Origin of the sequence: Aeromonas sp. FDAARGOS 1414 (assembly GCF_019047065.1) — a bacterium.
In the GTDB taxonomy this organism is placed as follows: Bacteria; Pseudomonadota; Gammaproteobacteria; order Enterobacterales; family Aeromonadaceae; genus Aeromonas; species Aeromonas veronii_A.
In genome coordinates, this window is the sequence record NZ_CP077210.1 from 4,027,746 (window position 1) to 4,054,033 (window position 26,288).

The 26,288-nt window shown below is 60.3% G+C and carries 26 protein-coding genes; 10 read left to right on the plus strand and 16 right to left on the minus strand.

Features of this window, described 5'->3' with window-relative positions:
• Positions 1-140 precede the first annotated feature (140 nt).
• The 6 genes from I6L44_RS18275 to I6L44_RS18300 all read right to left on the minus strand — a co-directional run bounded on the left by I6L44_RS18275 (position 141) and on the right by I6L44_RS18300 (position 7,490).
• Entirely contained in the window at positions 141-1,178 is a 1,038-nt protein-coding gene (locus tag I6L44_RS18275; protein ID WP_216952719.1) for an acyltransferase, read from the minus strand.
• 226 nt (positions 1,179-1,404) lie between these two features.
• Complete coding sequence (pbpG, locus tag I6L44_RS18280; protein WP_042053464.1) at positions 1,405-2,316, minus strand: D-alanyl-D-alanine endopeptidase; 912 nt, start codon at positions 2,314-2,316, stop codon at positions 1,405-1,407.
• A 258-nt stretch (positions 2,317-2,574) separates the two neighbouring features.
• Positions 2,575-4,041, minus strand: a complete 1,467-nt coding sequence (gene yjeM, locus I6L44_RS18285) for a glutamate/gamma-aminobutyrate family transporter YjeM (protein ID WP_216952720.1) — start codon at positions 4,039-4,041, stop codon at positions 2,575-2,577.
• A 435-nt stretch (positions 4,042-4,476) separates the two neighbouring features.
• Entirely contained in the window at positions 4,477-5,355 is an 879-nt protein-coding gene (locus I6L44_RS18290; RefSeq protein ID WP_216952721.1) for a DMT family transporter, read from the minus strand.
• A gap of 33 nt (positions 5,356-5,388) precedes the next feature.
• Complete coding sequence (locus tag I6L44_RS18295) at positions 5,389-6,309, minus strand: ABC transporter substrate-binding protein (protein ID WP_216952722.1); 921 nt, start codon at positions 6,307-6,309, stop codon at positions 5,389-5,391.
• Positions 6,310-6,428: 119 nt separating this feature from the next.
• Entirely contained in the window at positions 6,429-7,490 is a 1,062-nt protein-coding gene (locus I6L44_RS18300) for a porin (RefSeq protein WP_216952723.1), read from the minus strand.
• Positions 7,491-7,708: 218 nt separating this feature from the next.
• Between I6L44_RS18300 and glpX the strand changes: the two genes are divergently transcribed.
• On the plus strand, positions 7,709-8,719 hold the full coding sequence (gene glpX, locus I6L44_RS18305; RefSeq protein WP_005336386.1) for a class II fructose-bisphosphatase: 1,011 nt from the start codon (positions 7,709-7,711) through the stop codon (positions 8,717-8,719).
• Positions 8,720-8,853: 134 nt separating this feature from the next.
• Positions 8,854-9,105: a YkgJ family cysteine cluster protein gene (locus I6L44_RS18310; RefSeq protein WP_005336384.1), complete on the plus strand. Its 252-nt coding sequence runs from the start codon at positions 8,854-8,856 to the stop codon at positions 9,103-9,105.
• A 70-nt stretch (positions 9,106-9,175) separates the two neighbouring features.
• Here I6L44_RS18310 and I6L44_RS18315 read toward each other — a convergent pair whose 3' ends face one another.
• The 4 genes from I6L44_RS18315 to hemC are packed head-to-tail and all read right to left on the minus strand — an operon-like array spanning position 9,176 to position 13,056.
• Entirely contained in the window at positions 9,176-10,339 is a 1,164-nt protein-coding gene (locus I6L44_RS18315; protein WP_106843456.1) for a heme biosynthesis HemY N-terminal domain-containing protein, read from the minus strand.
• A 10-nt stretch (positions 10,340-10,349) separates the two neighbouring features.
• On the minus strand, positions 10,350-11,399 hold the full coding sequence (locus I6L44_RS18320) for a uroporphyrinogen-III C-methyltransferase (RefSeq protein ID WP_005336380.1): 1,050 nt from the start codon (positions 11,397-11,399) through the stop codon (positions 10,350-10,352).
• Positions 11,396-12,130 carry a uroporphyrinogen-III synthase gene (locus I6L44_RS18325; protein ID WP_106843458.1) on the minus strand — a complete coding sequence of 245 codons (735 nt, stop codon included), beginning with the start codon at positions 12,128-12,130 and terminating at the stop codon, positions 11,396-11,398. Before I6L44_RS18325 ends, I6L44_RS18320 begins: the two co-directional genes overlap by 4 nt.
• On the minus strand, positions 12,127-13,056 hold the full coding sequence (hemC, locus tag I6L44_RS18330) for a hydroxymethylbilane synthase (RefSeq protein ID WP_139740585.1): 930 nt from the start codon (positions 13,054-13,056) through the stop codon (positions 12,127-12,129). The genes I6L44_RS18325 and hemC overlap by 4 nt, the downstream gene beginning before the upstream one ends.
• Positions 13,057-13,379: 323 nt before the next feature.
• Between hemC and I6L44_RS18335 the strand changes: the two genes are divergently transcribed.
• Positions 13,380-15,899 carry a class I adenylate cyclase gene (locus I6L44_RS18335; protein ID WP_216952724.1) on the plus strand — a complete coding sequence of 840 codons (2,520 nt, stop codon included), beginning with the start codon at positions 13,380-13,382 and terminating at the stop codon, positions 15,897-15,899.
• A gap of 63 nt (positions 15,900-15,962) precedes the next feature.
• On the opposite strand, the gene I6L44_RS18340 is transcribed toward I6L44_RS18335, so the two are convergent.
• Both I6L44_RS18340 and cyaY read right to left on the minus strand, forming a co-directional pair.
• A complete protein-coding gene (locus I6L44_RS18340; RefSeq protein ID WP_216952725.1) occupies positions 15,963-16,616 on the minus strand; it encodes an alpha/beta hydrolase in 654 nt (217 codons plus the stop codon).
• Positions 16,613-16,927, minus strand: a complete 315-nt coding sequence (gene cyaY, locus I6L44_RS18345; protein ID WP_106843461.1) for an iron donor protein CyaY — start codon at positions 16,925-16,927, stop codon at positions 16,613-16,615. Before cyaY ends, I6L44_RS18340 begins: the two co-directional genes overlap by 4 nt.
• A gap of 73 nt (positions 16,928-17,000) precedes the next feature.
• On the opposite strand from cyaY, the gene I6L44_RS18350 reads away from it, so the two are divergent.
• The 6 genes from I6L44_RS18350 to I6L44_RS18375 all read left to right on the plus strand — a co-directional run bounded on the left by I6L44_RS18350 (position 17,001) and on the right by I6L44_RS18375 (position 21,928).
• Complete coding sequence (locus I6L44_RS18350; RefSeq protein ID WP_019444858.1) at positions 17,001-17,177, plus strand: lipoprotein; 177 nt, start codon at positions 17,001-17,003, stop codon at positions 17,175-17,177.
• Positions 17,178-17,209: 32 nt separating this feature from the next.
• Positions 17,210-18,460: a diaminopimelate decarboxylase gene (gene lysA / locus I6L44_RS18355; protein ID WP_088868282.1), complete on the plus strand. Its 1,251-nt coding sequence runs from the start codon at positions 17,210-17,212 to the stop codon at positions 18,458-18,460.
• Between the two features lie 152 nt (positions 18,461-18,612).
• The gene (gene dapF, locus I6L44_RS18360; RefSeq protein WP_005336371.1) at positions 18,613-19,443 is read left to right on the plus strand and encodes a diaminopimelate epimerase; all 831 of its coding nucleotides are present in this window, start codon (positions 18,613-18,615) and stop codon (positions 19,441-19,443) included.
• A 91-nt stretch (positions 19,444-19,534) separates the two neighbouring features.
• Positions 19,535-20,215 carry a DUF484 family protein gene (locus I6L44_RS18365; protein WP_216952726.1) on the plus strand — a complete coding sequence of 227 codons (681 nt, stop codon included), beginning with the start codon at positions 19,535-19,537 and terminating at the stop codon, positions 20,213-20,215.
• On the plus strand, positions 20,208-21,185 hold the full coding sequence (gene xerC, locus I6L44_RS18370) for a tyrosine recombinase XerC (protein ID WP_254204237.1): 978 nt from the start codon (positions 20,208-20,210) through the stop codon (positions 21,183-21,185). The genes I6L44_RS18365 and xerC overlap by 8 nt, the downstream gene beginning before the upstream one ends.
• Before the next feature lie 32 nt (positions 21,186-21,217).
• Positions 21,218-21,928 carry an HAD-IA family hydrolase gene (locus I6L44_RS18375; RefSeq protein WP_216952727.1) on the plus strand — a complete coding sequence of 237 codons (711 nt, stop codon included), beginning with the start codon at positions 21,218-21,220 and terminating at the stop codon, positions 21,926-21,928.
• Between the two features lie 76 nt (positions 21,929-22,004).
• Here the strand turns inward: I6L44_RS18375 and I6L44_RS18380 are convergent, their stop codons facing one another.
• The gene (locus I6L44_RS18380; RefSeq protein WP_216952728.1) at positions 22,005-22,403 is read right to left on the minus strand and encodes an STY0301 family protein; all 399 of its coding nucleotides are present in this window, start codon (positions 22,401-22,403) and stop codon (positions 22,005-22,007) included.
• A 45-nt stretch (positions 22,404-22,448) separates the two neighbouring features.
• Positions 22,449-23,975 (minus strand): mechanosensitive ion channel family protein, encoded by a 1,527-nt coding sequence (locus I6L44_RS18385; protein ID WP_216954494.1) that lies wholly within the window; start codon positions 23,973-23,975, stop codon positions 22,449-22,451.
• Positions 23,976-24,120: 145 nt separating this feature from the next.
• Between I6L44_RS18385 and I6L44_RS18390 the strand changes: the two genes are divergently transcribed.
• Positions 24,121-24,504, plus strand: coding sequence for a hypothetical protein (locus tag I6L44_RS18390; RefSeq protein WP_216954496.1), 384 nt, complete (start codon positions 24,121-24,123; stop codon positions 24,502-24,504).
• Positions 24,505-24,507: 3 nt separating this feature from the next.
• On the opposite strand, the gene I6L44_RS18395 is transcribed toward I6L44_RS18390, so the two are convergent.
• Together I6L44_RS18395 and yjgA are read right to left on the minus strand one after the other, a co-directional pair.
• The gene (locus I6L44_RS18395) at positions 24,508-25,284 is read right to left on the minus strand and encodes a gamma-glutamyl-gamma-aminobutyrate hydrolase family protein (protein WP_216952729.1); all 777 of its coding nucleotides are present in this window, start codon (positions 25,282-25,284) and stop codon (positions 24,508-24,510) included.
• 392 nt (positions 25,285-25,676) lie between these two features.
• Positions 25,677-26,201: a ribosome biogenesis factor YjgA gene (yjgA, locus tag I6L44_RS18400; protein ID WP_005336359.1), complete on the minus strand. Its 525-nt coding sequence runs from the start codon at positions 26,199-26,201 to the stop codon at positions 25,677-25,679.
• Positions 26,202-26,288: the final 87 nt, after the last annotated feature.

Sequence of the window (26,288 nt, forward strand, 5' to 3'; positions counted from 1 at the left end):
GTGGTCGGCAGAGCTCGGCTGAAAAGCAGAGCCATTACAGCAAACCGCGAGAACGAAGCGAGGGAGAAGGGCGTAGCGGAAGAAAAAGGTGCGAAATGTGAAGCGATATCCGGCCCGATAGGACGGGCCGGATATCGGACTCAGCGAGAGCTCAGCAGTCGGCGGGTGAGGGGGATAGTCGCCAGCAGGCGATAGACCAGCAGAGACGATCCCAGCAGCAGCGGCACCTTGGCGATCTCCCACAGGATGGATGCGGCCTGCGGGCCAAACACGAAGAGCCAGACCACCAGCATCATGTGCAGGCAGTAGATCCCGAGCACTTTGGGGGCCTGACGTTCAAGCCAGCTGCCCTTGCCCCACTCGGGGTTGGCCAGCAGCAGTCCAAATAGGCCGAGAGCCCAGGGAAGGGAGCCGAGCAGGAAGTCGTGGCGGGTGAGCGGCACTGCGGCAAAGTGCTGCAGCGCCCAGGCTTCACAGCCATAGAGCGTCACGCCCGCCAGCAGCAGTTGCCAGCCGGTGCGGGCATCGGGCTGCCACTGACGCTGGCGCAACAGGGCCCCGAGCGCCACAAACAGCAGGGAGAAGAAGGGGCCGTTACGGGTGAGCAGTGGCCACTCGGCGCCCAGCAGCGGCTTGGCATAGGAGCCCCCCAGCAGCGCCAGCAGGTAGAGGCCAAGACCCAGCCAGAGGGTGAGCTCTGGTCTGCCAAGCCGGTAGCAGAGTGCCAGCAGGGTCACCGCCATGATCAGGGCTGGCAGGAACCAGAGGTGGATCATGCCGCCCACCAGCCAGCCATTGAGGGGGTCGCCGAGCTGGAATTGCCACTGCCCGCGCAGGGAGGTCAGATAGCCTTGCTGCACGGCATCCAGCGGATTGAACGGCACCAGCAGGTAGACCAGACTCCATACCAGCCAGAGCAGCAGCAAGGGGTGGCAGTAGCGCCAGGCCACGGTCAGCGGCGCTTCGCGGCTCAGTCTCGGCTGCAGAAAGTAACCGGCACAGAGGAAAAACAGCGGCACGGCAAAGCGGCATAACTGGTTGATGGTGCCGCTCAGCCAGAGCCAGGATCCACTTCCCCACAGGGCGGGATTGAACGGATTGGCGAAGGGGGATACGTGAATGGTCATCACGGCCAGAATGGCCAGTACCCGCCCGCACTCGATACTGGAAATGCGCATGGTGGCTCGTCGTTACAGGGGTTGTGATGGCACGCTAAAATTCTTGCTGCCAGGTTACAACCAATTGATTCTATTAGTGTGAATCACGCTGTTGAGTAGTTACGTTTTGTAACGGGATGGCGGAAGGTGTTACCTGTAGCGGGAACTGGATCCCATTTTTTGGGCGCGCTCATGCAGATAAAAAAAAAAGCGAGGCAGGTGCCTCGCTTGGTTGGGGATCTCGAGCTTACTGGTGAGTCAGCATGCTGCTCTGGTTGGCTGCCAGGGTGGTTCTGCCCGAGCTCTCCAGCCAGGTTTTGATCCGCTTGGCATCGGCGACCCTATCGTTGGTGGTCTCGGCATTGAGCAACACCATGATCACCGGCTCACGATTGACCTTGGTGCCCAGCACCAGACAGCGGCCCGCTTCGCGGATATAGCCGGTCTTGGAGAGGGTGAACTCCCATTGCCCTTCGCGGATCAGCCGGTTGGAGTTGAGGTAGTGCAGCTGACGCTTGTTGGTGCGCACATAACTCTGCTCGTCGGTGGAGTACTGGCGGATCAGCGGATAGGAGGCCGCTGCGGCGGCGAGCTTGGCGAGATCCTGCGCGGTGGAGACATTGCGCGGGTTGAGCCCGGTGCTGTCTGCATAGTGGGTATTCCACATCCCCAGCATGCGGGCTTTGGCGTTCATCGCCTCGACAAAGGCGCGCTGACCGCCGGGATAGTGGCGGGCCAGTGCCGAGGCGGCACGGTTTTCAGAGGACATCAGGGCGATATGGAGCATTTCGGCGCGGCTGAGCCTAGAGCCGATGGCCAGGCGTGAACCGGTTCCCTTGATGCGGTCGATGTCGGCATTGGTCACGGTGAGCATTTCGTTGAGGCGCAGGTTGGCATCCAGCACTACCAGCGCCGTCATCAGCTTGGTGAGTGAGGCGATGGGCATTACCCGGTTGCCGTTGCGCTCGGAGATCACCTCGCCGGTTCTGTGGTTGGCCACCACGAAGGCAGCCGAGCTGAGGTTGGGCACATCCCGTCGCTCGAGAAAGCCGCTGCTGCTCTTGCTGCTGGCGGAAAAGGGGTTGGCATGGGCACTGTCCATAGTGGCCGGCAGCATTACTGCGCCAAGCAACAGGGGAAGGAGGGAACGCATCATCATGATCAGCTCTACCGGACGAAATACAGGGATATCTCGCTAAGTTATATGTCGTGAACTGGCGCTTCACAATCATTCTCACCTTGATATTGATAATTTACGGCGTTGAGCGTGCTCTGACGGCGAGGAGAGCGTAAAAGAGGTCTCCATAGAGTCTTTTTTGCATTGAAACTATGGACTGGCCGTGATGGCGAGCGGAAGCCGGCGCTAAAAAAATCGGGACCAGAACGGTCCCGATTGGCATGGAGCATTGCCTGCCGGTTAGTGGGCATCTTCCTGCTTGATCTTGAAGCGCATGGCGATCACCACGAACAGCAGCGGGCCAATGATGGTCCAGACGCCGGTGGAGATATCGCCGGAGATAAAGGGGGCGACCACGGTAAAGACGTTGCCGAAGGCGACCAGGATCAGGCTGATGATGGTGGCAAGCAGTACCGAGCCCGCGCTCTTGAAGAAGATCAGGTCCTTGCCCAGCGCCGGGTTGTTGCGATAGCGATACCAGGCGTAGATGAGGAACATGTAGGGCAGGGTCATGCCGACGTTGGTCATGGTGATGATCAGCTCGTAGAGGGCGGCGGCCCCTTCCGGGTTGATCAGGGTAAAGATGGACTTGGCGGCAATGAACAGACAGACCACCCAGGCTTGCACCTTGAGGGCTTCAATGCGCACGCCATTCTCGTTCTCGCGCTGGAAACGCTCCGGCCAGAAGTAGCTCGGGGTGCCGGTGATGAACTGGCGCAGTGGCGCGTATGAGAGGGCGATAAAGGCGCCCAGATAGCTCAGGAACATGCCAAGGCCAGCAAAGCGCATGAACACCTGTCCCAGCCACTCGCCACCGAGATGGCGCCCCAGCTCCAACATGATGATGAAGAGGGCGGAGAGAGAGGTGATCCCCTCGGCCGGGAAGTCGCTCCAGCGCATGATTGAGCCGACCGCCAGAAAGCCGATGATGTAGCAGAGTACGATGAAGGCGCCGGAGAGGAAGATGCCGCGCTTGAGGTCACGCTCGGGATCTTCCAGCTCGTCAGCCACCCCGGCCATCGCCTCGACCCCGCCGTAGGCGAAGATGGCGAACACCATAAAGCCGAGGAAGGGGATGATGTCGTTGAACGCGGCATTGGGAGACGCCGTCAGCGATGCCTGGGTGAAGGGCTCCTGCAGAGTCATGCCGCTCACCGCGAAGGTGAAGACGCCACCGACCAGCAGCAACACGTTGAGTGCCACCACGGATAGACCGCCGATAGCCGCCACTTTGGCGAAGCGGGGGCTGCCCAGGGTGATGAGCTTGGTGACGGTGGCAACCAGTGCGATGGCGACTACGCCCAGAATAAAGGGGCCAAAGTCGATGCCGGTGCCCAGGGTGACCGGGATGACGGTGATGTCGCGGCCAAACAGCATGAAGGAGAGGGGCACCCACATGGAGAGCGCCTTGCCAAACATCCAGATGACGTAGGAGGCGAACCACATGGTCAGACCGATAAAGGCGAATCGGGTCGAGACCGAGTGGCGCATCCAGGTAAAGATGCCGCCTACCTCTTTGCGAAAGCCGGTGCCGAATTCGATCATCATCAAAATGAACGGGATGAAGAAGAACAGACCGCCGATCACGAACATCGGAATGGCGGCATATCCCATTCGGTAAAAACCGATCCCGATATTAGTGACGCCAAATACCGATGTTAATATCATCAATATAAAGGCGCCCAATTTCAGCTTTTTTGCTGACATATTAAAAACTCCCTGATGGTGCTGGATTTAAAATAATCAAAAATTAAACGGACGAAACCAGACCCATTAATAACGCGGTAGCGCCATGCCATCTTGCTGTGGCGGGCGCGATCGGGTCATCTCTGACCGGGCTGGCTTACCCGTCAGGCGGTCAATGAATGTATGGGCGGAGCTGCATGGTCTGTGCCATGCGCGGTATTGGTCAGCGTTGCCGAAAATTAACTGTGAACGATTTTATCATTAATGCTGCTGGGCAGGTAAGTTTCCCGAATGAAGCTGTGGTTGAAATAAACAGACCTGCCAGTTAATTGATACGTTGCGGATGTAAACATTTACGCCCAGGCCGACACTTATTTCCATTATTGGTATTCGGCATATTTGGCGGAGTGAATTGCGCCATCCTGCCTGATAAATCCGCCCCAATGGCGACAGCGTTTATCCTCCCAGCCGGGTCAGCAGCACGCCGCCGGTAATAATGGCCGCCGCCGTCAGCCGCATGCGCCCGAGCGGCTCTTTCAGCAGCCAGACCGAGAGCAGAATGGCAAACAGCACACTGCTTTCGCGCAGAGCCGCGACCACGCCAATGGGTGCTTGGGTCATGGCCCAGATAACAATCCCGTAGGCGAGCAGTGACATGGCACCTCCTGCCATTCCCGCCATCGCATGGCGACGGATCTGGCGCCATGCGTTGCGTTTCTGGTGGACGATCAGCACCAGCAGCATCGCCAGCCCGGTGCAGGCAAAGAGCCAGAGGGTGTAGCGTACCGGTTCACCCCCTGCGCGGGCGCCGGCTCCATCCGAGAGGGTATAGGTCGCCGTGAACATGGCCGTGATCAGTGCTGCCCGAACCGCTTTGCTGTCAAGGCGCTGCTGCCCACCTCGCCAGGCCATCAGCAAGACCCCCATGATCAGCACGCAGGCGCCGATGATGCCGCCGTAACCGGGGTAGTCCCCCAGCAGCAGGGCACTTAACGCCATGGCGAGCAGCGGGGCACTGCCACGGGCCAGCGGATAGATCTGGCCAAAATCGCCCTGATTGTAGGCATGGCTGAGAAACAGGCAGTAACCGATATGGAGCAGGACTGAGAGGCCGAGCCAGGGCAGCTCGGCAGCAGAGGGAAGCCCCATGGGCAGCAGCGCCACGGCGGCGATAAGCCCTGAAAAGATCGCCACCAGTGACACCCCCACCAGCCGCTCTTCGCCAATTTTGACCAGCGCATTCCAGCTGGCGTGAAGCAGGGCTGCCAGCAGAACGGCAAAAAAGACGGTGGTGCTCATGGGAAAAGGCTCTCGGGCGATGGGGGCCAACAGCATACCCGCCTGGAGCCTGATTGGCCGAGATCTTTATCAAAGCTTCGGTTTCTCGGGGTTCTTCTCCTGCTTGGTGGTGCTGCCCAGTTGCCCCAGCACCAGTTTGGGGTGGGGATCTGTCTGCAGCGGAATATCCTGCAACTGCGTTCCCTGCTGGTGGCGATGGATGATTACTGCGGCCATCTTGCCCAGCGCCTCGTAGCTGCTGATGGTGCCCACGCTGCAGCCGTGCTCGACGAACAGCTCTGCACTGCAGATGGTAGGGATGGCAGCTGCGTTGAGTGCATTCAGCAAACGGGGGGCGATGGAGAGCAGATAGCTGTCTGCGGCCAGAAAGACGATGTCGTTTTTGGCATCCTGTTGCAGCCGCTTCAACTCGTTCTCCAGTCGCTTTGGATCCGGTGCTATACGCCAGGTTGCGACTTGCCATTGGTAGCCTTTGGCCGCGTTGATCAGCATGTCGGCCACCAGCAGGGTGTTTTGCTCCCGCGGGTTGAAGGGTAGCAGCAGCCGCTTATCCGATGGGAGGTACTTGCTGGCATTGGCCAGTTGCAGCGCCATCGGCACCATATTGCTTACCCCGGCCACCATGCTGTTCTGGGCTTTGTCTTCCGAGAGAAAACCTGCCCCGACAGGATCTGAAACCACATTGAATATCATGGGCTTGCGATTGGCGACCAAACTCTTTGCCATGGTGGTGGCTGTGGTACCGAAGGTGTAGATGTAGTCGTATTCGGCCAGTTTCGGCAGCATCTGCTGACGTAGCATGGTCGCCAGCGCCGTGCGATCCTGATTGGCATTGTAGACGGTGATGGTGGTCTGATAGCCAAGTCGGGTCAGTTCGGCCCGAAAGCCCGCCTCGGCGGCGGTTTCGCCACGCCACAGTACCATGGCGATATTGAGGGCGTGAGCGGGAAGAGCCAGCAGCAAGAGCAGGACGAAAAGCAGCCTGACCATGATCATCTCTCCGGCGATACATCTACTGTTGAGCCTAGGCCAGTTTGTGGTTTTCTGAGCAACAGCGACGAAAAAGCGCGATGGCAAGCCATCGCGCTTTGGGTATCAGAAAACCTCGATTAGAAGTCGTAGCGAGCAGCCAGCTGGAAGTCATCCTTGTTGGCGGTCGCTTTGCCGGCAACGCTGTCCAGATTGTTGATGCGGTACTCGCCGATCACCCGCAGGTTCTTGTTGAACTTGTACTGGGCTCCCAGGGTGTAGTAATCCACATTGTCTTTCTTGGTGCCAGCCTTGTCCTGCTCCTGTTTGTTCCACAGCGCCATCAGACCGAAGCCATTCTCGAAGTTGTAGCCCAGCGCGGCTTCCCAACCGGTGTGATCGGTGCCGGTCGCCAGGAAGTCGCTGCCATCGGCATAACTGAGGGCGGCGTAGGCGGCCTTGTTGTCAAACTTGGCGGAGATCAGCCACAGTTTTGCATCTTCTTCACCGCTCTTGTCGCGCAGGCCGACGTTATAGGCAGTACCCAGCGACAGGTTGAAAGGGAAGGTATAGGCCACGGCTGCTCCGTAGGCCGCGTCGCTATCCTTGCTGGTAGTCTCTTCGGTGTCACCACCGTCGAACTTGTAGCTGGTGTCGAGCTGGAAGCCATTGAACAGGCCGGAGTATTTCAGTACGGAACCGGCGCGGTTGGTGGCGAAGGTGTCGGTCTTTGCACCCAGCGCTTCGTTACCGTAGCCGTCGGAGAGGGAGACATCAGTCCAGTCCGCCAGGAAACCCGGGGCACCTTTCTGGCGACCGAAGGTCACTGTACCCCAGTCAGCGCCCACACCGGCAAAGGCCAGACGGGTACGCAGGTTGTCGGAGCTCTCGCTGATGGTCTTCTCGCTGTCGTTGATGTACATCTGAACTTCGTACTGGGCCAGCGCCTTCAGACCGCTCTGGATCTGGGTTTCAGCCTTGGCACCGAAGCGGACAAACTGGTTAGCCCCTTGCTTGGCGCTGTAATCCTTGGTGCCATTCGGGTTGGCGGTATCGACGTTTTCTTTCTTGTCGCCGAAGAATTGACCGGCGTAGATGCGGCCATACAGGTCCAGCATGGCGGTATCATTTTTATACACCTCAACGGCTTGCGCCTGGAAGGCGGCGGTCAGAGCCAGTGCCACTACAGTCAGCTTTTTCATCTTAATCCCTTGTGTTGCAAGCTTTTGTTTTGAAGACGGGGCCATCCTAGGGAAGATGCATGACAGCGGGGTGACAACTGGATGAAGAGTCGATGGCAATTGGGTTGCAATTGGATGAATTGGCTACATTTATGCACCTGGCAGCTACTTTTGTGCGCAAAGGTTTGCCCTTGTGGTAGAATGCCGCCCGTTTTCGAGCTCCATAGGTTGGATATGCGATGAGACGTGAACTGGCAATCGAGTTTTCCCGAGTGACGGAAGCGGCTGCACTGGCTGGCTACAAGTGGCTCGGACGTGGTGACAAGAATATCGCTGATGGGGCGGCCGTAGCGGCCATGCGCCACATTCTCAACCAGATCGAGATCGATGGTGAGATTGTGATCGGCGAAGGTGAAATTGATGAAGCGCCGATGCTCTATATCGGCGAGAAGGTCGGTACCGGACACGGCGACGCGGTGGATATCGCGGTCGATCCCATCGAGGGTACCCGCATGACCGCCATGGGTCAGGCCAACGCGCTGGCCGTGCTGGCGGTGGGCGACAAGGGTTCTTTCCTGAAAGCACCTGACATGTACATGGAAAAGCTGATCGTCGGGCCCAAGGCCAAAGGCGCCATCGACCTGGATCAGGCTCTCGAGCTGAACCTGAAGTCCGTGGCCAAGGCGCTGGGCAAGCCGCTCTCCCGTTTGACTGTCATTACCCTGGCCAAGCCGCGTCATGACAAGGCAATCAAGGAGATGCAGGGTCTGGGCGTGCGGGTGTTCGCCATTCCTGATGGTGACGTTGCCGCCTCCATCCTCACCTGTCTGCCGGACAGCGAAGTCGACATGCTTTATGGCATCGGCGGCGCACCGGAAGGGGTGATCTCCGCGGCGGTGATCCGCGCGCTGGATGGCGACATGCAGGCCCGTCTGGTGCCGCGTCACCGGGTCAAGGGCGACAGCCCGGAAGTGCGTGCGTTGGGCGAGCAGGAAATTGCCCGCTGCGAAGCGCTGGGCATCGACGTCAACAAGGTGCTCAAGCTGGAAGATATGGCGAAGAATGACAACGTCATCTTCTCCGCCACCGGCATCACCAAGGGTGATTTGCTGGATGGCATCACCAGCGATGGCGTGATGGCGACCACCGAGACTCTGTTGATCCGTGGTAAATCCCGTACCATTCGTCGTATCAAGTCGATCCATTACCTGGAGCGCAAAGACAGCGTGGTACGTGACATCATCCTGTGATGATGGCTCGCTGAACCGGCTGTGTTGTTTGAAGCCCGATCGCCCGTGCGGTCGGGCTTTTTGTTGTGCGCCAGCTACGTTTGTGCCGCCGCTTCGGCTATGGTGGTTCAGACCGTCTCAAAGGAGTGGAGTCTATGGAGTGTCGTAGTGGCTGCGCGGCCTGTTGCATCGCCCCCAGTATCAGCAGTGCCATTCCCGGTATGCCAGATGGCAAACCGGCAGGTGTCCCCTGTATCCAGCTCGATAGCGCCCTTGGCTGCAAGATTTTCGGTCAACCGGAGCGGCCGGCGGTGTGCGGCGGTTTTCGCCCCATGATGGATGTGTGTGGCAGCCATCGCGCCGAGGCCATCTGGCTGATCGGCGAGCTGGAGCGGCTCACCACCTGACGAGGGCAGGGCGAAAAGATAAAAAAAGAGGCCGCATCATGCGGCCTCTCGCGTTTCTTTTCGCCGGGGATCAGATCCCCGCCAGCTCCAGTGCCTGACGATAGTATTCGTTGGCCTTGTTGGTGAGGCGGCGCTTGTCCATCAGCTGGCCGAGGGCGTGATAGGCGGCGGCGCTCGGCGCCCGCTCCACCTCCTGCTCCAGCAGCTTCTGGGCATCGTCCAGCTGACCGGCCAGCAGATAGAGCTGGGCCAGTGCGGTGTCCACCTCCGGTTGCCCCTGCTGCTTTTGCAACAGCGCCAGCAGCGGCTGATAGCTGTCGAGTTTCAGCTTGGGTAGGCGAGCCAGCAGCTGCGGCATCGGCTGTTTGCGCAGCGCCTCCTGCCACAGGGTGGCGGCCTCGCCGTCGGCGCCCAGCTGGCGCAGCAGATCGCCGTAGCAGGCCAGCAGCTCTGGCTCAAGGCGCAGCTTGCGCGGCAGATCCTGCCACACCGCCTTGAGGGTTTCGAGGCTGCTGGCAGCCTGTTGCAGGCGACCAGACCAGGCCTGTTGCAGCAGCTCTTCTTCCTGTTTCGGGGTCAGCTTGCCTACCTTGTGCAGTGCCGGGATCAGGTCGCACAGAGCGCTCCAGTCCTGACGGGCCAGATGCACCTGGCGTAGCTGATCCAGCACCATGGGGTGGCGCGGGTTGAGGGCGTAGACCGACTCCAGCATCGCCAGCGCCGTGTCGTACTGGCCCTGCTCGATCTGCAGCTGGGTCTGGGTCAGGGTGAGCGCCAGCTCGGCCTTGGGATTCTCCTCCTGCGCTTTTTGCAGGTATTGATCCCGGCGTGCGTCGTCACCACGGGCCTGTGCCGCCTTGGCGGCGCTCAGGTAGTTGAGCAGCGGGGTGTCGCTGTTGCTGGCCCCCTTGATCATCAGCTTTTCAGCCTGACTGTAGTGCCCTTCGGCCATCGCCAGGGTGGCGGCGACGGTCTGTTGATTGGCCTTGCGGCGGCGGCGCGAGCCGTACCAGCCGAGGGTCTTGCGGCGCAGGCCGAATACCCGACCCAGCAGCCACTCGACGATCAGCAGGGCGCCGTAGAACAGCACGGCCAGGATCACCGCGCTGGTGACGGAGGATTCGATGGTGTAATTGCCAAGGGCAATCAGCACATAGCCCTTGTTACCGGAGGCTTGCGGGCCAAAGATCAGCCCTGCGACCATCACGGCAACCAGAATGATTATACGGATCATGGTGCCCTCCTCAGCTGCTGGCCAGAATGCGTTGCAGGCGTTCGGTCAGCACCTGCTCCAGCATGGCCTGGGTCTTGAACTGGGCCGGATAGTCGATCTGGATCTGCTCACCCTTGAGCTTGTCGATCTCGCCCTGCATGTAGCGGGTGGCGCTGTTGTCGGTGTCGAAATACTGGGTCAGCCAGCGTTGGGCCTTGTCCAAGCTGTCTTCGTAGAGCGCCTGCTGCTCGCGATAGACGGAGAGCTGGGCCTGCAACAGCTTGGTTTTGAGGTTTTCACGCAGGAAGATCTCCTGCTGCGGCGAGAGCAGCGCCTCGACCGCGCCATCGCGGCGACGGATGGTGACGAAGTTCTCGGTGAACTTGACCCAGTTCTTCTTCAGGTTGCTCTCCCACTCGTCTGGATTGGTGCTGACCGCTTGATCCGGCTCGGCCTTGGCTTCCGGCATGCTGACGGTGGAGAGGGGCAGCAGCTCGATCTGGTCGGACAGTGCCGCCAGCTTGAGGGTCAGTCCCTCGCGGTCGATGCGCGGCATCCCCTTGAGCTTGGCGATATCCTCGGCCAGCGCCTTGCGGATCGGCATCAGGCTGGGGTCGTTGAGGGCGGCGATCCGCTCGTCGGCATTGCCGAGCAATGTGATGGCGGAGACGAGGTCATGCTCCAGCCACAGTTTGCGACCCGCCATCCGAACCAGATACTCGGATTCGGCCAGCATCCAGTCGTTGGGGCGTTTATCGTTAAGATCCAGTACCCGGTTCTGCAGACCTTGCATCTCCCCTTGCAGCCGCTGCTGGGTTTGATCCAGCGCGGCCAGCTGCTCGGCATCCTTGCTGCTGGTCTGGTCGATCTTGCTCAGGGCGCTCGCCAGCTGCTGCTTGAGCTGGGCCAGTTCGGCTTGCTGGGCCACGGCATTCTTGTGACCGTGCAGATAGAGACCGCCGGTCAGGCCAAGGGCCAGCAGGATGGCGACCCCTCCCAGTACGGCACCGGAGCGGCTCTTGCTGCCATTGACCGCAGCGGTCGGCTGGGGTTTTACCTGGGATTCTTGTTGTTCTGTCATTCCATCTTCCTCAGTTCCAGTGCGGCCGTCAGGGCCTGGTTGGATGCACCTTGGGCAATCGTGATATGGATAAAGCCCGCGGAGTGGGCCATCTCGGCCACTCGCGGGCTGGGGACCACCAGCAGGCGGTCAAAAAGCCAGGGCCGCTGGTGGTCGGGAACCAGCTCCAGCAGCCGTTGCAGCAGTTCACCACTGGTAATGAGCAGGCTGTCCAGCCCCGCTGCCTGCCAGTGGCGGGTCAATGTCTCCCCGTCTAGCTCGGGGTAGTGGCGTTCATAGGCCGCACAATAGTGCACCAGAGCACCGCGTGAGGCCAGTGTGCTGGCGATGAGATCCCGCCCGCCATTGCCGCGCAGGATCAGTACCCGTTTGCCTGCTACCTGCTGCAGGGCGGGCAGGGCCAGCAGCCCTTCGCTGCGCGGGTCATCCGGGCAGCTCGCCGTGATGCCGATGGCTGCAAACGCATCTGTGCTGGCCTGACCCACCGCAAAGTACTCAATATGTGGCCAGGTCTGACCAGTTTGCAACAGAAAATCGTGTGCAAAATGAACGGCATGGATGCTGACGGCGATAACCACGTCGGCACTGCGCAGCAGGTCGGGCAGGAGAGGGAGTTCGCTGCCCGCCACGGTTTCCAGCAGCGGGCAGCAGAGTGGTGCATGGCCGTGCTGGCGCAACAACTGCACCAGTTCGGCGGCCTGGGCGGCCGGACGCACCACCAGCGGGGTCATGCGCGGTAGACCTCGGCGAGGATCTCGTCGGCACCGGCGGCCAGCAGGCGCTGGGCCAGTTGCTCGCCGAGGGCCTCACCATCGGCCAGCGGGCCGCGGATCTCGTCACGGATTACCTGGCTGCCATCCGGGCTACCCACCAGACCGCGCAGCCAGATCTGCTCGCCTTCGACCAGTGCGTAGGCACCGATAGGCACCTGACATCCCCCTTGCAGGGCGCGATTCATGGCGCGTTCGGTCAGCACCCGGGCGCGGGTCTCGGCGTGCTCCAGCGGCGCCAGCAGGGCGTGAAGCTCAACATCGTCGAGGCGACATTCGATACCGACGGCACCCTGACCGTTGGCGGGCAGGCTCTGCTCCGGCTCGATAAAGGCGGTGATGCGGTGCGCCATCTCCAGTCGTTTCAGACCGGCGGCGGCGAGGATGATGGCGTCGTACTCACCGGCATCCAGCTTGGCGAGGCGGGTGTTGACGTTGCCACGTAGGTCGCGGATCACCAAATCCGGGCGCGCCGCGCGCAACTGGCACTGGCGGCGCAGGCTGGAGGTGCCGACCACGGCCCCTTGCGGCAGTTCGGCAATAGCTTTGAAACGGTTGGAAACGAAGGCGTCGCGGGGATCTTCCCGCTCGCAGATAGTGTGCAGACCAAGTCCCTCGGGGAACTCCACCGGCACGTCTTTCATGGAGTGAACGGCGATATCGGCCCGCCCTTCCAGCATGGCGGTCTCCAGCTCCTTGACGAACAACCCCTTGCCACCGACCTTGGCCAGCGGGGTATCGAGGATCTTGTCACCCTGAGTGCTCATGGGCACCAGTTCGACCTGCAACTGCGGGTGCAGGGCTTCGAGCCGGTCTTTGACAAAGTTGGCCTGCCACAGGGCCAGAGGGCTCTTGCGAGTGGCAATTTTCAGGGTTCGGGCTGCCATATCAATCAGTTGTTTCATTTTTAGAAGGAAATCGATATTACCACCCTTTGCCCGTGCTTTCATGGCGGAGCCGGCAAAAGCGGGGCCAAGCTCAAAAATGCATGCTGAAAATGATTTTCATTAAGCAAGCGGCCTTGATTAATTCATTGAATGCATTGGAATTTAATGATTTCCCCTGATACTTGATGTGGTCATACCAGAAATAATCTGACGTTTAGCTGAAGGCTTGTTTACCACCGCTGTTTGCATTGTTAACATGATCACACTTTTTTGACGTATCCCTCTTTTGGTGCGTCATTTTCACTTAGGTGATAGGCAGGGCATTGCAGGAACACATCGATACGCTGGTTGCGCGTTATGACGACATTACCCGTCTCAAGACGCAACGGGCGTTAGGTCTCATGAGTCGCTACGGGCAGCAGGTATTCCAACTGCTGCCCGTCATGCTGCACTTCAATCACCCCCTGCTCCCCGGTTATGTCTCCGGTGATGTTCCTCATGGCATCTGGAGCTTCAGCGCCAGCGCCGAGCAGCAAGCCTTTATCGATGACCTCTGTCGCAACGCCAACTGTCAGAGCGGCCTGGCAACCCATGATCGAGCCATTCAGGGGCTCTACTCCATGGGCAGCACCTCCTCCATCGGCCAGTGCTGTCACTCCGATCTCGATATCTGGGTTTGCCACGTGGCTGGCTTGTCGCAGGAGCGGCTCGCCCTGCTGGAGCAGAAGTGCCGGTTGCTCTCCAAGTGGGCGGAGCAGCGCGGGGTCGACCTCAACTTCTTCCTGATCCCCGAAGACAAGTTCCGCCAGACCAACGATGCCGAGATGCAGGGAGAGAGCTGTGGCAGCGCCCAGCACCTGCTGCTGCTTGACGAGTTCTACCGCAGCGCCATGCGTATCGCGGGCAAACGCTTGATCTGGTATCTGGTGCCCACCGAGTGTGATGATCACTACGACGACTATGTGAACGGGTTGTTCGAGAGTGGCAAGCTCAGGCAGGATGACTGGCTCGATCTCGGCAGTTTTGACCGGATTCCGGCGGAGGAGTATTTCGGCTCTGCCCTGTGGCAGCTCTACAAGGGGATCGATTCCCCCTATAAGGCGGTGCTCAAGTCGGTGCTGATGGAGGCTTATTCCCACGAGTACCCCAACACCCGGTTGCTATCGATGATCAGCCGCGACTGGTTTCAGCACAACGAGGGGATGCACTACCGGCTCGACAACTATTGTCTGATGCTGGACAAGGTGACCAATTACCTCAAGTCCATCGGCGACATGGCGCGACTCGATCTGGTGCGCCGCTGCTTCTACCTCAAGGTGTGCGATGGCCTCAGTCATCCCAAGGATGATCACTCTCCCGAGTGGCGCCGCGAGCAGATGAGCCAACTGGTCTCCTACTGGGGTTGGAGCCAGGATAAACTGTACCACCTCGATCATCGCCACGAGTGGAAGGTCGAGGAGGTGAAGATCGCCCATGCCGAGTTGCTGGAGGCCCTGATGCAGAGCTACCGCAACCTGATCCAGTTCGCCCGTCGCAACAACATCAGCGAGTCGATCAACCCGGAAGATATCGGCATCCTGTCGCGCAAACTATACGCCGCGTTCGAGAGCCTGCCGGGCAAGGTGCAGCGGGTGAACCTCAAGATCGCGCCGGATCTGAGCGAGCCCGACCTTAGCTTCGTGCAGGTGCCCCACGGTCGCCTCAACCGCGCCGGCTGGTATCTTTACAAACATTCGCTGGAGCCGGTGGACATCATTGGTCGCGCGCCGCTCGAGTTCAACGGCTACATCAGCAAGCTGGTCTCCTGGGCCTACTTCAACGATCTGCTGACCCCCCAGTCGCGGGTGCACCTGTTCAATCAGGGCTCGGATCTGCACATCGACAATCTGCACCAGTTCTGCCGCGATCTCTCCGGCTGCTTCCCCGAGAAGTACCCGCTGGCCACCAACCTGGCGCTCAGTCGGCCGTGCGAGATCCGTCAGCTCTCCATCTTCCTCAACCTGGAGATGGACCCGACTAGCCACTGGGTCGGTCAGGTGATCGAATTTGACGCCAATACAGTGGATGTCTTCTCGTTCGGTCGCAATCAGGAGTGTCTGGTCGGTTCGGTGGATCTGGTCTATCGCAACTCCTGGAGCGAGATCCGTACTCTGCACTTCCAGGGGGATGAAGCTGTGGTCGATGCCCTCACCACCATCCTCGGCAAGATGCATCAGGATGCCGCCGCCCCCGAGATGATCGAGGTGTTCTGCTATAGCCAGCACTTCCGATCTCTGGTGCGCTCCCGTTTCCAGAAGCTGGTGGCGGAGTGTATCGATCTGCGCCTTGCCCGCGACAAGCAGCAGCTGGTCAAGACCATGGCCCTTGGCCGCGAGAAGTACGGCATCTTCTTCGAGCGGCGCGGGGTGTCGGTGAAGAAGCTGGAGAACGCCATCGATTTTTACCGTCACATCTCCCACAACAAGCTGGATCACCTGCCGCTGCGGCTCGACAAGACCCACAGCCAGCATCTGCCGAGCATAGTCGATGCCTACGCCAGCGAAGGGTTGGTGCAGTTCTTCTTCGATACCCGGGATGCGGGCACCAACATCTACATCCTCGATGAGGCGAACCGGGTGGAGATCTACCAGCACTTTGCCGGCAACAAGGATGAGCTGGTGGCGGGGGTCAACCGCTTCTACACCTCCAACCACGAGCGGTTCAGCGATGATGGTCAGTTCATCAACTTCAACCTGCCCCAGTACTACGAGATAGTGCAGCAGGGGAGCGAGCTGGCAGTGATCCCCTATCGCAGCCAGGGAGCTCCGCGTGAGCAGGTGTCACCCACTCGTGATGTCGGGTGACCCGCGAGGGTAAGTCGCCATAAAAACGGCCTGCAGATGCAGGCCGTTTGCTTTTGCGGTTGCTCAGGCGCCGAGGCGGGCCAGCAGCCAGCTGCGAATGTCGCCCAGCTGCGGACGGCAGATCTCGTGACGCATCGGGTACTCGTGCCACTCGGGGTCGAGCCCGGCGCTTTCCAGCCGGTTCTTGGCATCCCAACCGAGCGACAGGCTCACCACATCGTCGTAGATGCCGTGCATGTAGCAGATGGGCAGAGCACGAGCAGCCTCGCTCATCTCGCCGAGCAGCTTGTCGGGGGCAGCCAGATAGGTGGACATGCAGAGCAAGCCCGCCAGCGTAGCCTGATAGCGCAGCGCGGTGAAGGAGGCAATTACCCCGCCCTGTGAGAAGCCTGCCAGCACGATATGCTCGGGGGCAAACCCGTCGGCCACCAGCTGATCCAGCAATGCGGCAATCTGGTCGGCTGATTCACGGACATGGGACTCCACGGCCCGCTCGGCGGGATCCTCGAAGCTCTTGATGTCGTACCAGCCGCGCATCTTGTAGCCCATGTTGATGGTGATGGGGCGCTCGGGGGCATCCGGCAGCAGGTGACGCACCGGCAGCTCGGCGGGCAGATCCAGTGCGTCCACCAGTGGGGCGAGACCTGCGCCGGAATCACCCAGCCCGTGTAGCCAGATCACCGCGTGACGGGCGCCCTGCGGGTACAGGTCGATCATGGAAACACCACCTCTTCACCCGCCTGGGCGGAGCAGGATTGGCTCAACAGCGCCTTGAGCTCGTGGCCGAAGCGGTTGTCGATCCAGGTGTCACCCTGCAGTTCGAAGTGGAAGCCGTTCTCGCGGGTGGCGACCCAAATCTGGTGCAGTGGCTCCTGCTTGTTGATGATGACCTTGGTCTTGTTCTCGAAAGAGAGGGTCAATACGCCACCGTTGCGTTCGCAGTCGATATCCGGATACCCCTCGTCGAGCGTGTCTTCCACATATTGGAAAAAGGCGTCGGTCAGGGCGTGATACTCGTGATCCTTCATCGGTTTATCCTGTTGCTTTTAACAATGTGAGTGCGATTATAGAGGGCCAAAAATTTTTTCGCAGCGAACCATTATGATCACCCAGTTCACCAAGTGTCTGCTTGCCACTCTTCTGTCCCTCGGGTTGGCCGCGTGCGGTCTGAAGGGGCCGCTCTATATGCCGCCCCCCGAGCAGCCACAGAGCCAGAGTACACCGCAAGCAGCGCCGCCTGCGACCACTGAGGCTGCCACCGAGGCCGCGCCGCACTAATGCCGCACCCATTCTAGGAAGGAACCGCCCCCTTGGATCACTTTAACTACGACGCCGACGGCCAGCTTCAGGCCGAGCAAACCTCGCTGCAACAGCTTGCCGAGCAGTACGGTACCCCGCTTTACGTCTACTCCCGTGCGACCCTCGAGCGCCACTGGCACGCCTTTGACAAGGCCGCTGGCGATATTCCCCATCTGATCTGCTACGCGGTGAAGGCCAACTCCAACCTGGCGCTGCTCAACCTGCTGGCTCGTCTGGGCTCGGGGTTTGACATCGTCTCTGGTGGCGAGCTGTCGCGGGTACTGGCGGCGGGCGGTGATCCGGCCAAGGTGGTCTTCTCCGGTGTTGCCAAGAGTGAAGCGGAGATGCGCCTTGCGCTGGATAAAGAGATCCTCTGCTTCAATCTGGAGTCGGAAGCCGAGCTGGAGCGCCTCAATCGGGTGGCGGGCAGCATGGGCAAGAAGGCTCGTGTCTCGGTGCGGGTCAATCCGGATATCGATGCCGGTACTCACCCCTATATCTCCACTGGCCTCAAGCAGAACAAGTTCGGCATTCCCATCGAGCTGGCGCCCGCCATCTATCGCAAGGCGGCCGCGATGGCGAACATCGAGATCGTCGGGGTGGATTGCCATATCGGCTCGCAACTCACTGAATTGAATCCCTTTATGGAAGCGGCTGACAAGCTGCTGCGGCTGATCGACGGTCTGGCTGCAGAAGGCATTCATATCCACCATCTGGACGTGGGGGGCGGCCTTGGGGTCAACTATGGTTCCGAGCAGCCCCCTCATCCGACCGAGTATGCCGAAGCGCTCAAGCAGAAGCTGGCGGGCCGGGATCTGACCCTGCTGTTCGAGCCGGGCCGCGCCATCGTCGCCAATGCCGGTGTGCTGCTGACCCGGGTCGAGTACCTGAAGCCGGGCGAGACCCGCAACTTCGCGCTGATCGATGCCGGCATGAACGACATGCTGCGCCCTTCGCTCTACGGCGCCTGGATGAACATCATCGAGGTGGATAGCCGTGCCGGCCATGCTCCCGCGATCTATGACGTGGTGGGCCCGGTGTGCGAGACCGGCGACTTCCTCGGCAAGGAGCGCACTCTGGCCATTGCCGAGGGTTCCCTGCTGGCAGTGCGCTCGGCCGGTGCCTACGGCTTTACCATGTCATCCAACTACAACACCCGTCCGCGCGCTGCCGAAGTGCTGGTGGATGGTGCCGAGGCGCACCTGATCCGCGAGCGTGAGCAGTTGGCCGATCTCTGGCGCGGTGAGCACCTGCTGCCCTGATGCAGTAGATAGAGATGACAGAATTTTACAGCCCTGACAGCACAGGAGTGCGCGATGTGTACAGATTGTTCAAGGATGCATGGGGTTGTGGCCAATGACTTCATAGTGGTTGATGGTGAGTATTTACAGCCCTAACAGCACAGGAATGCACGATGTTGATAGATTTTTCCAAGATGCATGGCTTGGGCAACGACTTCATGGTGGTGGATGGCGTCACCCAGAAGGTATTTTTCAGCAATGACGTCATCAAGAAGCTGGCAGATCGCCACTTCGGGATCGGCTTTGACCAGCTGCTGCTGGTGGAGCCGCCCTATGACCCTGAACTCGACTTTCACTATCGCATTTTCAATGCCGATGGCAGCGAAGTGGAGCAGTGTGGCAACGGTGCCCGCTGTTTTGCCCGTTTCGTGCGTCTCAAGGGGCTGATCAACCGGGATCGCATTGCGGTCAGTACCGCCCGGGGTCGCATCGTGTTGCAGCTGGAGGGGGAGAATCAGGTCACGGTCAACATGGGTGTTCCCCAGTTTGAGCCGGGCAAGATCCCGTTCCGGGCCCAGAAGGCAGAGAAAACCTATCTGTTGCGGGCGCAGGAGCATACCGTGATGTGTGGCGTGGTCTCCATGGGCAATCCCCACTGCGTCATCGAGGTGCCTTCGGTCGCCGATGCGCCGGTCGAGACGCTCGGTGCCATCATGGAGCGCCACGAGCGTTTTCCCGAGCGGGTCAACGTCGGCTTCATGGAGATGGTCAATGCTACCGAGATCAAACTGCGTGTATTCGAGCGGGGCTGTGGCGAGACCCTGGCCTGCGGCACCGGTGCCTGTGCGGCGGCGGTGATTGGCATCAGTCAGGGCAAGCTCAAGGAGCGGGTCACCGTCAGCCTGCCGGGCGGCAAGCTGACCATCGCCTGGAAGGGGCCGGGCCAGCCGGTCTACATGACAGGCCCCGCCGAGCATGTGTTTGACGGCCAGATAGAGGTTTAGCCGATAAAGGTTCAGGTACGGGGGGCGCTGGCCCCCTTTGCCCATGATGTCGGGGCAGCGAGCCCCATTTCTCTGATGGATCAACCAATTTATGAGCGAACTCAAACGGCAGGAGCAATCGGTGGATGAAGCCACTGTGCTGGAGTACCTGGCCCGTTATCCCGAGTTTTTCCAACGCCATGCCGCCGTGCTGGACCGGATCCGCATTCCCCATGAACGCAAAGGGTCGGTCTCGCTGGTCGAGCGCCAGCTGGAGCGTCAGCGCGAGCGGATCGAACAGCTGGAGCAGGAGATCACCGAATTGATGGGGATCGCCAGCGAAAACGAGCGGATCTTCCGGGTCTATGCCGATCTCTACGGCGAGCTGTACGGCTGCCAGACCCTGTTCGAGGTAAGTGCCGTGATGGGCAAGGCCTTTGTCCAGCGGCTGCGCCTGACCGGGCTGCGGCTCTGGCTCAATCCCAAGAAGTTTGCCCTGAGCGGGCCCGAGCAGCGCTTTCTGGCGCAGGGCAAGCAGCTCGAATCCCTGCTGGGTCAGCGTCTGCCGGGGCAGAATTACTACTTTGGCCGCCTGAGCCAGAGCGAGAAGCAGGCGCTGTTTGGCCATGATGTGCTGGTCAACTCGGTGGCCCTGATGCGGCTCGGCGATCTCGGTGTGCTGGCCTTCGCCAGCTCGGATCCCGGCCACTTTACTCCCCACAACGACACCCTGCTGCTGGGCCAACTGGGGCGCCTGCTGCAACTGCGTCTGCCCGAGTTGACTCATGGCTAGAACACCGGCCAAGGCGCCTGCCAAAGCACCCGTCATCGCACCGCCACTGCCTGCGGCACTGGCGGACGAGCTGGCGGCCTTTATCGAATACCTGAGGGTCGAGCGTCAGCTCAGCCCTCATACCCGCAATAACTATCAAGCCCATCTGGAGGCGATGACCGCCGAGCTGGTGGCCCTCGGGCTCACTGATTGGGGTCGGCTCGAGGTGAGTCAGGTGCGCACTCTGGTGACCCGGATGCACAAGGGGGGCCTTGCTCCTCGTTCCCTTTCCACCAAGGTCTCGGCCCTGCGCAGCTTTTGCGACTGGCAGGTGCGGCAGGGGCGGCTCACCGCCAATCCGGCTCGCGGTATCGTCACCCCCAAACAGGGGCGGCCGCTGCCGAAAAACCTCGATGTGGACGAGATGCACCAGCTGCTCAACATTACCGACGAGCAGGATCCGCTGGCGGTGCGGGATCGCGCCATCATGGAGCTGATGTACTCTTCAGGGCTGCGTCTGGCCGAGCTGGTGGGGATCAATCTGGTGGATCTGAAGCTCGACGACCGCCAGCTCAAGGTGACCGGCAAGGGCTCGCGGGAGCGGGTGCTGCCCATCGGCCGGATGGCGGTCGAGTGGCTGCAGAAGTGGCTCAAGGTGCGCCCGCTGCTGGCCGGGGATGAGAGCGAGGCGCTGTTTGTCTCCAACCGCAAGCAGCGGCTGTCGGCGCGCTCGGTGCAGGCCCGCCTCGATGGCTGGGGCAACAAGCAGGCGCTTAACGCCCACGTCCATCCCCACAAGCTGCGCCACAGCTTCGCCACCCATATGCTGGAGTCTTCCGGCGATCTGCGGGCGGTTCAGGAGCTGCTGGGACATGCCGACCTCTCCACCACCCAGATCTATACCCACCTCGACTTCCAGCATCTGGCCAAGGTTTACGACAGCGCCCACCCCAGGGCCAAGCGTGACCCGGATGCGCAGGACGATGAATAACGGGCCCTGAGCCCCGTTGCAGAGGATAGTCCATGCACTTCTATCGCCGCTGGCAGCCGGTTGCTGCCATCTCGTTTGACCTCGATGACACCCTCTATGACAACGGCCCCGCCATCGTGCGGGCCGAGCAGTGGATGTTGAGCCATCTGCGCAGCGAATATCTGGCGACAGCCATGCTCGACAAGCCACGCTGGCTGGAGCTAAAACGCGCTGTGTTGCTGGCCAACCCCGGGCTGCGCCACGATGTCAGCCTGGCGCGCCAGCAGACCATCCGCGCCGCCATGGTCGAGGGGGGGATGGCCGACCAGCAGGCCAGTCGCGAGGCGGAGCAGGTCTTTGCTGCGTTTCTGGCAGAGCGCTCGAAGATCGATGTGAGCGAGTCCACTCATCAGCTGCTGGCCAGATTGGCCGAACGCTACCCGCTGGTGGTCATCACCAACGGCAATCTGGATCTGCTTCAGGCCGGGCTGGATCGCTACTTCACGCTGGTCTGCAAGGCGGGGGCGGGCGCCAGGATGAAACCGGCGCCGGATATGTTTGAGCAGACCCGCAGTGCCCTCAAGCTGCCTGCGCAGCGGATCCTCCATGTGGGGGATCATCCCGAGACCGATGTACTGGGTGCCCGTCTGCATGGCTTTCGCGCCGCCTGGCTCAACGAACGGCAGCAACCGTGGCAACGGCTGCAACAGTTGCCGGACGTGGAGCTGACGGCACTGGAGGAGCTGGCTGAGCTGCTGCTCTGATGGCGCTGGCGGGTGGCCACGCTCAGGCGGTAATGGCTGTCAGCGAATAGCGATATATGGCAAGGGGTTACGCCCGCTATTTGCGACAAACCAACCCGAGCAGGGTGTAGCGGTCGCGCTGGTTGACGCGGCAGTAACTGATGCCGACGGGCAGCGCCTGCTGCAGGGTGATGGCGCTGTTCTGATAGCGGCAGACCAGATAGAGGGGGCGCAGGCTGCTATCGAGCTGGCTCCAGTAGTGGATCTCGTCGCTGTCGCCGTTATCCGGTTTGAGCTGGACCCGCTCATCGGGATTTCCGTCAAACAGGGAGAGACGATCCAGCCGATGGGTGAGGCGCTCGCCAAGTTTGCCGTTGTCGTTGCGGGTCACGGCCTGCCAGCCCTGCTGCGGGGTCAGCAGCTGCTGGCGAGCCTCGATGGTGGCAGGACAATCAAATTGCAGGCTGGCGGCAAGGGCCAGGGTTGTCAGTAACATGGCTGCTGTTCTCTCTTCACGTCCTCAACAAGATGCCATGCTACGTCATCTGCCCCCGAACAGCTTCATCAGTTTATCAAGCAGATCAAGCTGTTGTGGTGGCCGTTTCATTGACTCTGCCTCTCGTTCCAGCAGTGCCTGTTGCTCCTGCTGACGGTCACTCAGTACTCGATAGAGGGGCTCGACCAGTGACTCGCGCTGGGCGACCAGCTCCTGGAACATGCTCTGATTGATGCGATAGGTTTCGACGGTGGCCACCGCCCGCACGGTGAAGGTACTGGGTTCGCCGGTGAGCAGGCTCAGTTCCCCGAAGAAGTCACCTGCGCCGAGAGTGCCCAGTTTCAACTCTTTCCCTTCCAGATTAATCAGCATCTCGGCTTCCCCTTTGACCAGTACGAACAGCCAGTTGGAGACCTCTCCCTGCTCAAGCATGATGTCACCGCTGACAAAGGGGGCAAACTTCACCTGGTCCGCCAGTCTGATCAGCTCATCCTCCTGCAACATGGCAAACAGAGGTAACTTGCGCAGGGTCGCGGTGCGTTCGACCGTGTGGCGTTTGTGGCGGGCATCCAGGTGCTGCTTCTCCTTGGCCATAAAGACATTGAAGATCGGTGGGGTAAGGCGGCGATCGTTGCGACGCAGGGCGGCATCGATCAGGCTGCGTACCATGGAGTCGGTCGGATCATCGCGAGCCAGATCGGTCAGCCAGTAGCGCACTGCATAGCGGGCAATCCCCCCCTCGACATTCATCAGCAGACAGTCCGGTTGCGGATGCTTGGCGACGCAGGGGAGCTTGGTCTCTCGCAGGGATTTCTCGATCAGGGCGATGATCTGGGTCGGCAGGGTATCCAGGGTCAGATCGAACCAGACCCAGCGTCGCCACTGCAGCGGCTCGCCACGGCGACGCCCGAGCACGGTGAAGCGCTGTTTGAGCAGATGGCTGTTGGGGATGACGACGGTCTCCCAGTTGCGGGTCTCGATGGTGGTGGCACGCCAGTTGATCTCCACCACCCGGCCCTGGGTGGTGTCTACTTGCAGCCAGTCCCCGATGGCGATGGAGTTGTCGAGCTGGATGGAGACCCCGGCCAGCAGGTTGCCCAAAGTATCCTGCATGGCGAAGGCGATGACCGCGGTGATCACCGCCGAGGTGGTGACTATCTCCCCGAGCGCCATGCCGGAGGCGTAGAGGCGAAACAGACCCCAGCCGATATAGCCGATGGTGATGACGATGTCGGCGATGATCCGCGGGATGCGGATCTGGCAGAGGGGCAGAAGAAATTCGAACAGCAGTATCCCCCACACTTTTACCAATATCAGGCCCGCCAGCAGGGTGGAGATCTCGATCAGCAATTGATGGGGCAGCGGCAGTTTGAACCAGCCCCCTTCCAACTGGATCAGCAGGATCACGACAGTGCTTATCATCACGAAGCTGAGCTCGGAGAGCAGCTCCCGTCGTTGCCCGGGGCGGCGCCAGAAGTGGAGCAGCATCAGAGAGAGTGTGAGCAGGGTCCAGAACGGGTGTTCGCGGATCCATATCAGTGTGGGTAGCGCAGTGAGGTTGTCGCTGAACATGACGGCCCCTTGTGATGGTTTTATTTCCAGCATAGCCGTTCCGGCACGGGGAAATGGTGCGTTGGGGCAGCAATTTATTTATCCTGTGCAGAACCGGGCAAAGGAGTGCGATTGAGTGAAATTTTCAAAGAAAATCATCTGTTTGATGGCCCTGTTGCCACTGGCTGGCTGCGATCTGCTGGTCGAGAAGTATCGGGTCGAATTCCGGGATGGCTCCTGGCGTGAAATAGCTATTAGCCCCTTCTCCAGCGAGGCGCGCTGGCGCGAGGGGTGTGCCACCGGCGAGGTGCTGAGCGATATGAAGGTGCCCATCAAACGGGGTGATACGGTCAATGGCCGCGAGCAGTTGCTGATCGGCGGCGAGAAGTTCGAGCTGGATGACAACAACCTCTACCGCAGCAACGGCATGGTGTTTGGCCATTCGCCTGATCATATCCAGCGTGGGCTCAAGGGGATGGATATTTGCCGTACCCTGCGCCCCGAGCGGGGCGGATTGCCCAAGCTCAAGGCGCGAGGATTTGGTGAATAAGCGTTAACGATTATCTCTCTGACGGCGTCGGCAGGCGTCACCAAAGGCCTGGAAGATCTTGATGGAGTGAGGATTCTCGCTGGCTTTCCACTCCGGGTGCCACTGTACTGCCAGCAGGAAAGGGGAGAGGGTAGGGGCATGGATGGCCTCGACCAGTCCATCTTCGGCATGGGCCAGCGGCTCTAGGCCATCACCAAGACGGTTTAGCCCCTGTCCATGCAGGGAGTTGACCGGTATCTGTTCAGCCCCCATCAGTTCGGCAAACCAGCTGCCCGGCAGCAGCTCAATTTGATGACTTGGCCCATACTGTTCGTCGACCGGATCGTCGGCATCTTCCCGATGATCGTCATAACCCGGTTCGGTGTAGACCTTCTGGTGGATATCTCCGCCCAGTGCCACGTTGATCTCCTGCATGCCGCGACAGATCCCGAGGATCGGCATGCCACGGGCGAGGGCTCCCTTAATGAGGGGCAGATCGAACAGGTCGCGATCCCTGTCCTGCTGTTTCTCCGGGGTGAGGTTCTCCTGTCCGTAAAGCGCCGGATCGATGTTGGAGCCGGCGCCGCTCAGATAGATGCCGTCAGCCAGATCCAGATACTGCTCCAGATCGGCGGTGCCACAGCAGGTGGGCACCAGCAGCGGGACACAGCCGCTGATCTCGACCAGCGGCATGATGTATTTGTGGGTCATTACCTGATAGGCGTGGCCGTTGCGGGGCTGGGCCCCCATGGTCATCAGCACGACGGGTTTACGGTTGGTGACGAGTATGGAATTTGGCATAGAACACCCTGATTATCCCTGGCGTTGAAGTCTCATCCTGCACCTTGGGCAGACCCTTGCACATCGGCTGGGCAAGGGCATGCCTCAAGGTATGGTCATGGGATCCCGCGTCTTACCGGGTGGCAGAATCGAATCGTCGGTCAGCCTCGGCAGCGACAGCCTGGATCCTCTCCCCAGTCTGCCAAGGCTGTTCAATATGTCAAACAAAATGATGCAAAATTGTTAATGCAATAGTTTTGAATGGTTCTTTAGTGGCGATTTTACTGGGAAAAACGGATAGGGATGTATGCCAGGAACACCAGAGTGGTGGATATATTAAACGCACAGGGAGGGGGTAGGGGAAAAGGCATCAAGATAAACACGCCTCCCCGAGGGGAGGCGTGTTTCGGGGATCACAGCAGGTCTTCGATCTCGCCGCGCAGATACTGGTACATCTCGCGGTAGGCGACCGGCGGCTTGTTCAGCTCCCGCTCCTTGTTGGCGGAGCGGATCAGCTGGCGCAGCTTCTGGCGATCCAGTTCGTGGAACTGGGACATCAGCTCGTTGAGGGCGCTGTCACCTTCGGTGATCAGGCGCTCGCGCCACTGCTCCAGGCGATGCAGGCGCGCATTCACGGTGGAGTGACGGTTCTTGATGATGGAGAGCGCTTCGGCAATCGGCTCGATATCGCGGCTGCGCATCAGGCGGCCGATGAACTGCAGATGGCGACGGAAGGACTCATCCTTCTTCGGCTTGAGTTTGCGACCCAGCTCGACAGCTTCTGCAAGCTCTTCATCCAACGGGATTTTTTCCAGCTCGCTGTGGCTGAGGGAGACGATCTCTTCCCCCATTTTCTGCAATGCTTCGGCATCGCGCTTGAGCTGGCTCTTGCTGGGGCCCCAGTCTTCGAACTCGTTGTCGTCTTGATATTGACTCATCGGTCTCTTGATTCCTGTCATTCACGTTTGGCGGATATGTTACCAGCTTCTCCCGCTGGGCGCAGGGGTCTGATATGCTTACCCCCC

Excerpts from the sequence above, each read along its gene's own strand:
- I6L44_RS18275 (WP_216952719.1), bottom strand. The coding sequence starts at position 1,178 with ATGCGCATTTCCAGTATCGAGTGCGGGCGGGTACTGGCCATTCTGGCC.
- pbpG (WP_042053464.1), bottom strand. The coding sequence starts at position 2,316 with ATGATGATGCGTTCCCTCCTTCCCCTGTTGCTTGGCGCAGTAATGCTG.
- yjeM (WP_216952720.1), bottom strand. The coding sequence starts at position 4,041 with ATGTCAGCAAAAAAGCTGAAATTGGGCGCCTTTATATTGATGATATTA.
- I6L44_RS18290 (WP_216952721.1), bottom strand. The coding sequence starts at position 5,355 with ATGCTGTTGGCCCCCATCGCCCGAGAGCCTTTTCCCATGAGCACCACC.
- I6L44_RS18295 (WP_216952722.1), bottom strand. The coding sequence starts at position 6,309 with ATGGTCAGGCTGCTTTTCGTCCTGCTCTTGCTGCTGGCTCTTCCCGCT.
- I6L44_RS18300 (WP_216952723.1), bottom strand. The coding sequence starts at position 7,490 with ATGAAAAAGCTGACTGTAGTGGCACTGGCTCTGACCGCCGCCTTCCAG.
- glpX (WP_005336386.1), top strand. The coding sequence starts at position 7,709 with ATGAGACGTGAACTGGCAATCGAGTTTTCCCGAGTGACGGAAGCGGCT.
- I6L44_RS18310 (WP_005336384.1), top strand. The coding sequence starts at position 8,854 with ATGGAGTGTCGTAGTGGCTGCGCGGCCTGTTGCATCGCCCCCAGTATC.
- I6L44_RS18315 (WP_106843456.1), bottom strand. The coding sequence starts at position 10,339 with ATGATCCGTATAATCATTCTGGTTGCCGTGATGGTCGCAGGGCTGATC.
- I6L44_RS18320 (WP_005336380.1), bottom strand. The coding sequence starts at position 11,399 with ATGACAGAACAACAAGAATCCCAGGTAAAACCCCAGCCGACCGCTGCG.
- I6L44_RS18325 (WP_106843458.1), bottom strand. The coding sequence starts at position 12,130 with ATGACCCCGCTGGTGGTGCGTCCGGCCGCCCAGGCCGCCGAACTGGTG.
- hemC (WP_139740585.1), bottom strand. The coding sequence starts at position 13,056 with ATGGCAGCCCGAACCCTGAAAATTGCCACTCGCAAGAGCCCTCTGGCC.
- I6L44_RS18340 (WP_216952725.1), bottom strand. The coding sequence starts at position 16,616 with ATGATCGACCTGTACCCGCAGGGCGCCCGTCACGCGGTGATCTGGCTA.
- cyaY (WP_106843461.1), bottom strand. The coding sequence starts at position 16,927 with ATGAAGGATCACGAGTATCACGCCCTGACCGACGCCTTTTTCCAATAT.
- I6L44_RS18350 (WP_019444858.1), top strand. The coding sequence starts at position 17,001 with ATGATCACCCAGTTCACCAAGTGTCTGCTTGCCACTCTTCTGTCCCTC.
- dapF (WP_005336371.1), top strand. The coding sequence starts at position 18,613 with ATGTTGATAGATTTTTCCAAGATGCATGGCTTGGGCAACGACTTCATG.
- I6L44_RS18365 (WP_216952726.1), top strand. The coding sequence starts at position 19,535 with ATGAGCGAACTCAAACGGCAGGAGCAATCGGTGGATGAAGCCACTGTG.
- xerC (WP_254204237.1), top strand. The coding sequence starts at position 20,208 with ATGGCTAGAACACCGGCCAAGGCGCCTGCCAAAGCACCCGTCATCGCA.
- I6L44_RS18375 (WP_216952727.1), top strand. The coding sequence starts at position 21,218 with ATGCACTTCTATCGCCGCTGGCAGCCGGTTGCTGCCATCTCGTTTGAC.
- I6L44_RS18380 (WP_216952728.1), bottom strand. The coding sequence starts at position 22,403 with ATGTTACTGACAACCCTGGCCCTTGCCGCCAGCCTGCAATTTGATTGT.
- I6L44_RS18385 (WP_216954494.1), bottom strand. The coding sequence starts at position 23,975 with ATGTTCAGCGACAACCTCACTGCGCTACCCACACTGATATGGATCCGC.
- I6L44_RS18390 (WP_216954496.1), top strand. The coding sequence starts at position 24,121 with ATGGCCCTGTTGCCACTGGCTGGCTGCGATCTGCTGGTCGAGAAGTAT.
- I6L44_RS18395 (WP_216952729.1), bottom strand. The coding sequence starts at position 25,284 with ATGCCAAATTCCATACTCGTCACCAACCGTAAACCCGTCGTGCTGATG.
- yjgA (WP_005336359.1), bottom strand. The coding sequence starts at position 26,201 with ATGAGTCAATATCAAGACGACAACGAGTTCGAAGACTGGGGCCCCAGC.